General features: G+C 64.7%; 11 protein-coding genes and 1 pseudogene. 7 read left to right on the top strand and 5 right to left on the bottom strand.

The genetic code is table 11. The features are described 5' to 3' along the window. The coding region (locus tag VFG49_RS17785; RefSeq protein ID WP_324863040.1) for a DMT family transporter at nucleotides 1-264 on the top strand (264 nt) is incomplete at its 5' end. Between the two features lies 1 nt (nucleotide 265). Then, entirely contained in the window at nucleotides 266-1,474 is a 1,209-nt protein-coding gene (locus VFG49_RS17780; protein ID WP_324863038.1) for a DegT/DnrJ/EryC1/StrS family aminotransferase, read from the top strand. 5 nt (nucleotides 1,475-1,479) lie between these two features. Here the strand turns inward: VFG49_RS17780 and VFG49_RS17775 are convergent, their stop codons facing one another. The 3 genes from VFG49_RS17775 to VFG49_RS17765 all read right to left on the bottom strand — a co-directional run bounded on the left by VFG49_RS17775 (nucleotide 1,480) and on the right by VFG49_RS17765 (nucleotide 4,319). Further along, a complete protein-coding gene (locus tag VFG49_RS17775) occupies nucleotides 1,480-2,286 on the bottom strand; it encodes a type II CAAX endopeptidase family protein (RefSeq protein ID WP_324863036.1) in 807 nt (268 codons plus the stop codon). Nucleotides 2,287-2,398: 112 nt separating this feature from the next. Continuing rightward, the gene (locus VFG49_RS17770) at nucleotides 2,399-3,274 is read right to left on the bottom strand and encodes a hypothetical protein (RefSeq protein WP_324863034.1); all 876 of its coding nucleotides are present in this window, start codon (nucleotides 3,272-3,274) and stop codon (nucleotides 2,399-2,401) included. Next, complete coding sequence (locus VFG49_RS17765) at nucleotides 3,261-4,319, bottom strand: GNAT family N-acetyltransferase (protein ID WP_324863032.1); 1,059 nt, start codon at nucleotides 4,317-4,319, stop codon at nucleotides 3,261-3,263. Before VFG49_RS17765 ends, VFG49_RS17770 begins: the two co-directional genes overlap by 14 nt. Before the next feature lie 228 nt (nucleotides 4,320-4,547). On the opposite strand from VFG49_RS17765, the gene VFG49_RS17760 reads away from it, so the two are divergent. Beyond that, entirely contained in the window at nucleotides 4,548-4,802 is a 255-nt protein-coding gene (locus VFG49_RS17760) for an acyl carrier protein (RefSeq protein WP_324863030.1), read from the top strand. Between the two features lie 10 nt (nucleotides 4,803-4,812). Then, the gene (locus VFG49_RS17755; protein WP_324863028.1) at nucleotides 4,813-6,027 is read left to right on the top strand and encodes a beta-ketoacyl-[acyl-carrier-protein] synthase family protein; all 1,215 of its coding nucleotides are present in this window, start codon (nucleotides 4,813-4,815) and stop codon (nucleotides 6,025-6,027) included. Between the two features lie 75 nt (nucleotides 6,028-6,102). On the opposite strand, the gene VFG49_RS17750 is transcribed toward VFG49_RS17755, so the two are convergent. Further along, on the bottom strand, nucleotides 6,103-6,477 hold the full coding sequence (locus tag VFG49_RS17750; RefSeq protein WP_324863026.1) for a YciI family protein: 375 nt from the start codon (nucleotides 6,475-6,477) through the stop codon (nucleotides 6,103-6,105). Nucleotides 6,478-6,592: 115 nt separating this feature from the next. Between VFG49_RS17750 and VFG49_RS17745 the strand changes: the two genes are divergently transcribed. From VFG49_RS17745 to kynU, 3 genes are read left to right on the top strand one after another with little or no spacing between them, the layout of a single operon-like run. Continuing rightward, on the top strand, nucleotides 6,593-7,651 hold the full coding sequence (locus VFG49_RS17745; protein ID WP_324863024.1) for an amidohydrolase family protein: 1,059 nt from the start codon (nucleotides 6,593-6,595) through the stop codon (nucleotides 7,649-7,651). Beyond that, a complete protein-coding gene (locus tag VFG49_RS17740; RefSeq protein ID WP_324863022.1) occupies nucleotides 7,648-8,154 on the top strand; it encodes a hypothetical protein in 507 nt (168 codons plus the stop codon). The genes VFG49_RS17745 and VFG49_RS17740 overlap by 4 nt, the downstream gene beginning before the upstream one ends. Before the next feature lie 55 nt (nucleotides 8,155-8,209). Beyond that, entirely contained in the window at nucleotides 8,210-9,484 is a 1,275-nt protein-coding gene (gene kynU / locus VFG49_RS17735) for a kynureninase (protein ID WP_324863020.1), read from the top strand. Here the strand turns inward: kynU and VFG49_RS17730 are convergent. After that, nucleotides 9,485-10,195 (bottom strand): annotated as a pseudogene (locus VFG49_RS17730) (hypothetical protein); the annotation flags it as partial.

The raw sequence follows: 10,195 nt of genomic DNA, 5'->3' as shown, positions 1-10,195 counted from the left end.
GTCGGCAACTTCTTCACCTGGATGACGCTGCTCAAGCACGCGCCGATCGGTCCTGCCTTCGCGGTCACCCACCTCGAAGTGGTCAGCGTGATGGTGTTCTCCATGTGGCTGTTCCAGGAACCGCTGACCTGGCCGCGCGTGATCGGTGCCGCCACCATCGTCGCCGGCATCATCTGCCTCGCCTTCGCCGAAAGCGGTGCGCACCCGGAACACGACGCACCCACCGAAGCAAAGGGTGCGCTGGGCGTCACGGCAGGAGACTGACGTGGCCCGCGAGCTGCCGCCCACTGCCGGTCTGCCGCTCAACCTCAACGACCTGTGGCCGGGCCGTGCGCCGTTCGCCGAACGCGCGGCCGCCTGGCTGGGCGTACCGCACCTGCAGCTGGAATGCTCAGGCACCGCGGCCATGGTGGTGGCGTTGCGTGCGATGCATCGCCTGCGCCCTCAACGCGACGAAGTAATCGTGCCTGCATGGACGTGCCCGCTGGTGGCGCTGGCCATCCATCGCGCCGGCCTCAAGCTGCGTCTTTGCGATCTGGCGGTGAACCATTTCGACATGGACATCGTGCAACTGGCGACGCTGGCCAACGCACGGACACTCGCCATCGTTCCCACGCATCTTGCCGGCCGCGTGGCTGATGTAAACGCATCGTTGGACATCGCACACCGCGTGGGCGCCTATGTGCTGGAGGACGCCGCGCAGGCCTTGGGCGCCATGCAGGAAGGCCGCAGCGTAGGCCTGCTTGGTGATGCCGCCTTCTTCAGCCTTGCCGTGGGCAAAGGGCTCACCCTGTTCGAAGGCGGCCTGCTGCTGACACGCGATGTGGTGCTGCGCGACGCGTTTGCTGCGAGCCACGACGCCACCATCAAGCCCGATGCGCGGATGGACTGGCAGCGCGCGCTGGAACTGATCGGCTACACGCTGGCCTATCGCCCTTCGTTGTTGCCGTTGGCTTATGGCCGTCCGCTGCGCAAGGCACTGGCCGAGGGCGATCCGGTGGCCGCCGTGGGTGATGACTTCGGGCCGAATATTCCATTGCACACCGTCAGCCACTGGCGACAAGCCGTCGGCGCGCGCGCGCTCAAGCGGCTGCCGGCGTTCCTGGAGGCCACGCGAACGCAAGCCTTGCCGCGCGTAACGCGCTTGCGCCGCATACCCGGTGTCACCGTGTACGACGATGTTCCGGGCCAGCGTGGCGTGTGGCCGTTCCTGCTGCTGACGCTTCCCACCCAGGCCCAGCGCGACAAGGCGCTGCAAACGCTCTGGACCGCGGGCCTCGGCGTCAGTCGCCTGTTCATCCATGCCCTGCCCGACTACGGCTATCTGCGCGATGTCGTCTCCGATGCGCTGCTGCCGAACGCCCGGGATTTCGCGGCGCGTTCGCTGACCATCACCAACAGCCCGTGGCTGGACGACGCCACCTTCGAGCGGATCTGTTCCGTGCTGGAACGCAGCGTGGGCTCATCGCGCTAAACCGTTCAATGCATGACTGGAACAGCATGTTTGCCATGGGACAGAAAGAGCAATCCGCCTACCGCCAGCACGAGGCACGGACCGATCAACGACATGCCGTGCCCTGAAGGCACCACCACGCCGAGCATCACGATGGCGTTGCTTGCGGCATGCATGAATACGCACAGCAGAATGCTGCGCGTGCGACTGTAGAGCCAGCCGAACAGCAAGGCATTGCCCATCACGCCCAGCAGGAACAGCGCGAAGTTCCCGTGGTACTGGCTGACCCCGGGCAGAAAAAACAGCGGCAGATGCCACGCCGCCCAGATCGGACCAATCACCAATGCGGCGCGCGCCTGCCCCAACGTAGGCCCCCACGCTTCCTGGGCAATGCCGCGCCACCCCAATTCCTCCAGGCCACCGCCGATGATGGTCATGGCAAACAGCAACGGGAGCAGATACCAGGGCTTGATGGCCAACTGGCTCGATGCGGCAGGATGCAGCGCCACCGCAATGCCGACAGCGACAAAAGCCAGCGCTATCGGCAGCCCGATTGCCGCGACATACCACACGGGCCGCACGCGCCAGCGCACCACGCGCTGGTTGAATTCGCGCAACGGCGCCTCGCTTCGGGTGAGGTAAACGGCGATATAGGCCGCGATGGTGGGGCCCAGGCCACCGAGCACATACAGCGACATGAAAGGCCATTCGCCATAAGCCGCAGCGTGGTTCTGCGCCAGAACGATCAACACGCCCCACGCACACCATGTGATGCCAAAGGCAAGCGCCAGAAAGACCAGTGCGCGACGACGAAAGAGAATGAGCTCGGCCATGATGAACGCATCGTCCAAACGGTCACCGGAATGAGCCGGCACTCCGCCACCCTTGCCGCTTGCTTATCCTGAGCCACCCGCGTCCTGCCGACCGGATGGTTGATGCACCGACTTACACGCTGCTTTCGGCAATGGCCGCAATCAAGCGGGTATTGAAGGCCCGCTGCTGCGCCTGCCAGGCATCGAGCTCGCTTTGCGGAATCGGCTCCTGGCCATCCATGCCGCTGAGCAATCGCTTCCACCAAGTGCGGTACCGGTAGGCCGAGACTTCGCCATTGATATCACTGGCCACGATGCGCCCACGCAGCGCCTCGATGATGGCCATGGCGTGGTGCTCTTCCAGGCGCCCCTGATCCCAGTTGGTGCGCGCGGTATCGACGCTGAAAGCGTCCTTGTCGATCGACAGGTAGGTGGCCTGCGGCGCCTGGCGCACTTGCTGGACGAAAGCCGTGGTGAGTTCGTCCGGGTCGGCGAAGCGGCGAAATGCGTCGGCCAGGCCCAGCTTGGCGGCCCAGTCCACATTCACGTCCATGCACCAATAGCTGAGCTTGCCGGCCTGCAGCGGGCGAAGGTAGTTCTCCCATGCATGCTTCGCACCGATGTCGCCCGACGTGATACCCACCACGTGTACGTGCGTGACATACGGCAGCATGGCGACCCGGCGTACCCACGAACCGCAGTGGATGCCCCAGGGAAAACGCATGTTGTCCGGATGGTTGTCGAACACCACCAGCTGGAACGGACCGCGCGCACGCTGGCGTTCCACCAGCGGCCAGGTGAGGTGGTGATAGTCGCCCGAGCCCATCAGCACGGTGCCGTAGCTGGCCGGCGCCTGCGCGTCGAGCATCGAACGCAGCCGGTTGAAGGTGCGCAGCGTGCAGCCGAAGCGGATCGCTTCCTGCCAATCGGACAAGGCAATGGCCGTCGCGCCCGGGATCTCACCCACCGAGCCATCGAAATCCAGGATCAGCGGTTCACGCCTGCTCATGCGTCGCCCATTGACTGTCACTTTCGAAGAACCGTCCCAGCTTGCGGGCCAGCATGCGCAGCAGCGGATTGCGCAGGTAGATCGCGTGCCGGGTAAGGGTGAATTGTGCACCCAGGTACGACTTGATTTCAGGGTCCGTCCAGCCGGCCACGTAATGAGTCAGGCCCTGCTCACGTGCAAAAGCCAGGTTGTGGAACCAGCTGGTGAAATAAAGGTTCTGTTCGCGTGCCTGCGGATAGGTAAAGCCGACATATTTGTCGATCAGCTTGCCCTCCACCACGAAGCATAGATTCCAGCCGATCATCGCGCCTTCGTGCTGATAGACGAACACCACGCCGCCGTTGGACGCATCGCGCAGCACGGCCGCGAAGAAGTCGCGACTCAGCTTGTCGAAATGGATCTCGCTCTGCGCATACACGTTCTCATAAAGGCTGTAGTACGCATCGACCACCGCATCGTCGGCAAACGCCGCATCGCCACAGCGCATGGCTTCCACCGTCACATCATCGCGCTTGCGCAGCTTGCGCCGGATGTCCTTGCGGCGACCGGAAGAAAGGCGCGCGAGGTATTCGTCTTCGCTGGCGAAATCGACCGGCACATAAGCCAGCGCCTGCCCTTCCAACAGGACGAAGCCGTTATCCGCACAGGCATCGGCAAACCGACGGCACCACTCGCCGGTACCGGCATCTAACAACGGCGAGGCCTGCGGGATGTCCTTGACGATCAACAGGCGCTGGCGACGACCGAGTTCGCCGCGCAACGAGCGCGCCAGGATGGCGGGATCGGCATCCCGGGGAAACAACGCATATTCCGACACCGTCGTACCCACGAAGGCCGTTCGCCAACGCAACAGTCGCCCCCACCAGCGGTAACCGGGCGCGTGCACCACCCTCTCGCGCGCCTCGGCATCCGCCGTGGTGAGCAGGTCGAAAGGCGCCACGAAGGCCGGCGTACCAGCCGCCTCGGTCACGCTGAAACCGAGTGGGGGGTGCTCGGCAAACCGGGTGACCAATGCATCCGGCTCGAGCTGGTTCAGATACCGCACAGGGGATTTCCACGGGGTGCAGGCCTCATAGCATAAGGCCCGGCACGCCCCTTAGGCAGGGCCTCGCAGCGACAAAGGTTGGCGAAAGGGAGCGAAGGCACGATGCATGCATACCGATCCGTATGCGCGGGCATTCTGGACTTTGTCCCGACGGTTGGTCAGGCTTGTTAAGAGGGCATCCACCCGATGCCGCGCCATCTCGCCGCCAAGGAATTCAGGAAAGCCGACATGAGCAACGTTCAGCAGGAAACCTTCGACATCATCGCCAAGCAGGCGAAGATCGACATCGAAACGATCAAGCCGGAGTCCACCCTGAAGGACCTTGGCATCGCTTCACTGGATGCCATCGAAGTGATCTTCGACATCGAAGAACATTTCAACATCAACCTGCCCAACGAAGACACCGACTTCGACAATGGCACGGTCAGTCAGCTGGTCGACGCCATCGAACGTCAGCTCGCGCAAAAATCCACCGAGGGCTAAGAGCCTTACCATGCGCCGTATCGTGATTACCGGCATGGGCGCCATCTGCGCGCTCGGCCACGACGCGCCTTCCGTCTGGAAGGCGATGACCGAAGGCCGCTCCGGCATCGGTCCCATCCACCACATCCAGCCGGGCCAGCTGCGCAACGGCGGTATCGCTGCGGAAGTGGTCGATTACGATCCGGCGAATTTCTTCGACGAGGCGCGTCGCGCACTGCTCGATACGTTCAGCGAATACGCGCTGATTGCCGCCAACGAGGCCATCCGCCAATCGGGCATCCGCTTCGAAGGTGAGCTGGGCCAGCGCACGGCCGTGGTGATCGGCACCGGCGTGGGTGGCGAAACCACGCGCGACGACCTTTACGAGCGCCTGTACGGTGAGCACCAGGGGCGTTTCCACCCGCTGGGCATCGTGCGCATGATGATGAACGCACCCGCCAGCCAGGTGAGCATGGTGCATGGCATCACCGGGCCGTCGTTTGTGGTGGCCAGCGCATGCGCATCGTCCAACCACGCCTTCGCGCAGGCGGCGATGATGATACGCACGGGCCTGGTCGATGCTGCCGTGGTGGGTGGCACCGAGGCGTGCATCACGCTGGGCACGCTGCGCGCATGGGAAGCCATGCGCGTGCTCGCGCCCGATACCTGCCGTCCGTTCAGCCAGGGTCGTCGCGGCCTGGTGTTGGGCGAAGGCGCAGCGATGTACGTCATCGAAACGCTGGAATCGGCGCGCCAGCGCGGTGCGGAAATCATCTGCGAACTGGTCGGCACCGGCATGAGTTCGGATGCGGGCGATATCGCCGCGCCGTCGGACATTGGCGCGGCAGCGGCCATGAACATGGCGCTGCGCGACGGCGGCCTGTCTCCCGGCGACGTTGACTACGTCAACGCGCACGGCACCGGCACGGTGGCCAATGACAGCACCGAGACGAAGGCCATCCATCGCGTATTCGGCGCTCACGCACGCGAGCTGGCGATTTCCTCCACCAAACCCATGCACGGGCATGCCCTGGGCGCCGGCGGCGCGCTGGAACTGATCGCGGCCATTGGCGCGATCCACGACGGCATCGTGCCACCTACCCTGAACTATCTGGGCCCCGATCCGGCCTGTGATCTCGATTACGTGCCCAACGAGGCGCGCGAGATGAAGGTAAACGCCGCCATCAGCAACTCATTTGCCTTCGGCGGCCTCAACGCCGTGGTGGCGGTCCGCCGCGCGCCTTGACGACCTCTTGCGTCCCGTCGGGCAGCCGACGGGGCGGACTTCGGCAGGGAATCTGTCCCCGCCTTTGCACCCGGCTCAGGCGCCTACGCGCTGCCTCACCGCATCGATATCGCGTACTGGGCGCACTTCGATGCGTCCGGTACGCGACCACGGAAACGCACTGGCGATGCGCAAGGCCTCGTCCATGTTCTGGGCCTCGATCAGGTTGAAGCCACCCAGGTATTCCTTGGCCTCGGCAAACGGACCATCCATCACGCTGAGCTTGTTGTCGCGCATGCGCAGCGATTTCGCCTGCGAGGGTGATTCCAGCTGCATGGAGTCGAGCAACGCACCTTCTTCACGCAGCGTATCGGCCTTGGCGAAACACCCTTTCATCATGGAGTCGAATTCGCCTTCCGGCAGTGCATCGAGCAAGGTGTCGTCGTTGTAGATCATGACCAGGAACTTCATGCTGCCTCCGATGGCGGGCTGGCGTGGTCGCGCTCCCCATCATGCCGCCATTGGATGACGGATGCACGTTCAGCCAGTCGTCCTGGGCTATGTGCGACCGCGGCACGACGCGGTCATGCGGAGCGCCTACACTCGGCGCATGCTCAAGATCGACACCCACGCCCACATCCTCCCTCGCGACTGGCCCAACCTGGCGGCCAAGTACGGCGACGAACGTTTTCCGGTGATGATCCACAACGATGGACGCCACCGTATCTACAAGGACGGGAAATTCTTCCGCGAGGTGTGGGACTCGGCCTTCGATGCGCAGCAGCGCATCGACGACTACGCCCGCTTCGGCGTGAGCGTGCAGGTCGTGTCCACCGTGCCGGTGCTGTTCTCCTACTGGGCCCCCGGTTATCAGGCGCTGGAGCTGCATCGCCACCTGAACGACAACACGGCAGCCCTCTGCGATGCCCATCCCCGCCACTACGCCGGCATTGGCACGGTGCCGCTGCAGTCGCCCGAGCTGGCCATCCGCGAACTGGAGCGCTGCATCGACGAACTGGGACTGCAGGGCGTGCAGGTCGGCTCGCACTGCAATGACTGGAATCTCGACGCGCCGGAGCTGTTTCCGTTCTTCGAGGCCGCCGCCGATCTGGGTGCTGCCGTGATGGTGCACCCGTGGGACATGATGGGCGCCGCCAGCATGCCCAAGTACTGGCTGCCCTGGCTGGTGGGCATGCCGGCCGAGCAATCGCGCGCCGCCTGCTGCCTGGTGTTTGGCGGCGTGCTGGAGCGCCTGCCCAAGCTGCGCGTGATGCTGGCCCATGGCGGCGGCAGCTTTCCCTCAAGCATCGGCCGCATCGAGCACGGCTTCCGCATGCGCCCGGACCTGGTGGCGACCGACAACCCGCGCAATCCGCGCGAATACCTGCAACGGATGTATTTCGACTCCTGCGTGCACGACCCGCAGGCCCTGCGCTATCTCCTGGATGTGACCGGCGTCGAGCGCGTGATGCTTGGCACCGATTATCCTTTTCCGCTGGGGGAGCAGCATCCTGGCAGTGGCATCGAGGCCTTGGGCCTGGATGATGCTGACCGCGCGCGGCTCTTTCACGGCACGGCCCTGGAATGGCTGGGGCTGCCGCTACAGCGTTTCGATCCCATCGCCGCAACTCAGGAGCAGGCATGAGTCTTTTCCGCAACTTAGGTTTCGCCGCCGCCCTCGTGCTGGCTGGCGCCGCGCATGCCACCGACATCAACATGGCCGGCGGCAGCGTCAGCTTCAGCACGCCCGACCAGTGGGTGGGCATCATGGAAACGCAGGGCGATCCGGAAGTGCGCGTGTTCCAGGTACCCGACCCCTCGCCGACCGCTGCCACCAGCCTCGCGCGGGTAACGGTGACGGTGAAGCAGGTGAGCGACGTGAGCAGTTTCCAGCAATACGTCAGCGGCGCGATGAGCAAAGCCAAGTCGCTCACCGGCTATCAGGCCGGCAGCGGCCAGGGCGCCGACAACTTTGTGTACACCGCGCAGGAAAACGGCGCGCAATTCAGCTACAGCGAGCGCTACTGGTTCAAGGACAACCACGCCATCCAGCTGCGCTGCGTGCGCCCCTCGCAGAGCCAGGCGGGCGCCCAATGGAAGGCCGCCTTCGACAAGGGTTGCGATGCCATCGCGGCGCGCCTGAAGTAAGCTGGCCGGCGACGCCGTGCCATGCAGGCGCGGCGCATGCGCAAGAGATTCCCTGATGTCCTACGAAGCCACCCTCGCCTGGGCGCAAGCCCAGGATGCCGCCGATCCGCTGCGCGGCTTCCGCGACGAATTCCTGATACCGCCGCACGAGGGTCGCGACAGCCATTACTTCTGCGGCAACTCGCTCGGCCTGCAGCCACGCGCGGTGCGCGATGCGCTCAACGCGGAGCTGGACGACTGGGCCAGCCTGGCCGTCGAAGGTCATTTCAAGGGTCGCCTGCCGTGGATGGATTACCACGAGTTCGTGCGTGACGACCTGGCCAGTGTGGTCGGGGCGCAGCCGCACGAAGTGGTGGCAATGAATACGCTGGGCGTGAACCTCCACCTGATGATGGTGAGCTTCTATCGGCCCACGCCGGAACGCCATGCCATCCTCATCGAGTCCGGCTCGTTTCCGACCGATCGCTACGCGGTGGAATCGCAGGTGCGCTTCCATGGCTACGACCCGGCCACCACGCTGATCGAACTGCAAGCGGACGAGCCCAACGGCACCATTTCCATGCAGGCGATCGAGCGCGTGCTGGCCGAGCACGGTTCGCGCATCGCGCTGGTGATGCTGCCTGGCGTGCAGTACCGCACCGGGCAGGTGTTCGATCTCGCGTCCATCACCCGGATGGCAAGTACCCATGGCTGCATGGTCGGCTTCGACCTGGCCCACGCCGTGGGCAACCTGCCCCTGCAACTGCATGATTGCGGCGCGGATTTCGCCATCTGGTGCAGCTACAAATACCTCAACAGCGGCCCCGGCGCCGTGGGCGGCGCCTTCGTGCACGAACGCCATGCGCGCACCACCCTGCCCCGTTTCGCCGGCTGGTGGGGCCACGACAAGACCACCCGTTTCAAGATGGGTCCGGAGTTCGTGCCTACGTATGGCGCCGATGGCTGGCAACTCAGCAATCCGCCAATCCTCGCGCTGGCGCCGCTGCGTGTTTCGCTTGATGTCTTCCGTCGCGCGGGCATGCAGCCACTGCGCGAAAAATCGCTGCGGCTCACTGGTTACCTGGAATGGTTGGTGCACCAGGGACTCAGCGACGTGCTCGAAGTGGTGACACCGCGCGAGCCCGAACGTCGCGGCTCCCAGCTTTCCATTCGCGTCATCGGTGGGCGTGAGCGCGGTCGTTCACTGTTCGAGTACCTGATGGAGCGCGGCATCATCGGTGATTGGCGCGAACCGGACGTGATCCGTATTTCGCCCACGCCTCTCTACAACCGCTTTGCCGATTGCGTGGCGTTTGCCGAAGCCGTGCGCGACTGGGCCTCGCGCGGGTGATCAACCTGCGCTGATCGCCCGGCGCTTCGCCAAGCCGTCGCCTGCAAACGCCAGCACGCAGAAGCCCAGGCAAAGAACGCATACGCCATTCCATCCGGCGAGGGCCCACGCACTGCCAGCGGCCACCGCGCCGGCACCGCCGCCGATGAAGAACACGCCGACGAACAATCCATTGAGCCGACTGCGCGCTGCCGGATCGAGCATGTTGACGGCACGCCGCCCCAGCGTCTGATCACCGATGGCGCCTGCATCGATGACGATGGCCGCAAGCACCAGCAGCGCCAGTGCCACGCGTGAATGCGCCGCGACGTCGAATCCCAGCCAGCCACCGCCTGCGATACCTGCAAGCAGCACGCCCACGACGATCACGGCATGCGCAATCGGCATGCCGACCTCGCTATAGCCACGATCGCCCGCCTTGCCCGCCAGCGGCGCCACGATGGTGCCGGCCACGCCCGCCAGCGCAAACCATGCGATGCCGCGACTGTCCAACGCAAACGGTGCCTGCACCAGGCGCAGCGCAATGGCCGTCCAGAACGCACTGAAAGCCGCCAACGTGACGGCCGATGAGACCGCATAGCGACGCAGCACCGGCTCATCGCGCCACAGCGACCACATGGAGGCCATCAGCGCGCGATACGACGCGTGCACCGGTGGATGACGCTGGGGCAATGCAAACCACAGCATGATCGCGAGCAATGCATCCGCCGC

Origin of the sequence: Dyella sp., from assembly GCF_035685885.1 — a bacterium.
Classification (GTDB): domain Bacteria; phylum Pseudomonadota; class Gammaproteobacteria; order Xanthomonadales; family Rhodanobacteraceae; genus Dyella.
The sequence above is the reverse complement of the archived record's forward strand: the minus strand, read 5'-3'. Positions and strand labels throughout refer to the sequence as shown.

Bases quoted from the DNA above. Each gene is read 5' to 3' on its own strand.
- VFG49_RS17775 (WP_324863036.1), bottom strand. From the start codon at position 2,286: ATGGCCGAGCTCATTCTCTTTCGTCGTCGCGCACTGGTCTTTCTGGCG.
- VFG49_RS17770 (WP_324863034.1), bottom strand. From the start codon at position 3,274: ATGAGCAGGCGTGAACCGCTGATCCTGGATTTCGATGGCTCGGTGGGT.
- VFG49_RS17760 (WP_324863030.1), top strand. From the start codon at position 4,548: ATGAGCAACGTTCAGCAGGAAACCTTCGACATCATCGCCAAGCAGGCG.
- VFG49_RS17755 (WP_324863028.1), top strand. From the start codon at position 4,813: ATGCGCCGTATCGTGATTACCGGCATGGGCGCCATCTGCGCGCTCGGC.
- VFG49_RS17750 (WP_324863026.1), bottom strand. From the start codon at position 6,477: ATGAAGTTCCTGGTCATGATCTACAACGACGACACCTTGCTCGATGCA.
- VFG49_RS17745 (WP_324863024.1), top strand. From the start codon at position 6,593: ATGCGGAGCGCCTACACTCGGCGCATGCTCAAGATCGACACCCACGCC.
- VFG49_RS17740 (WP_324863022.1), top strand. From the start codon at position 7,648: ATGAGTCTTTTCCGCAACTTAGGTTTCGCCGCCGCCCTCGTGCTGGCT.
- kynU (WP_324863020.1), top strand. From the start codon at position 8,210: ATGTCCTACGAAGCCACCCTCGCCTGGGCGCAAGCCCAGGATGCCGCC.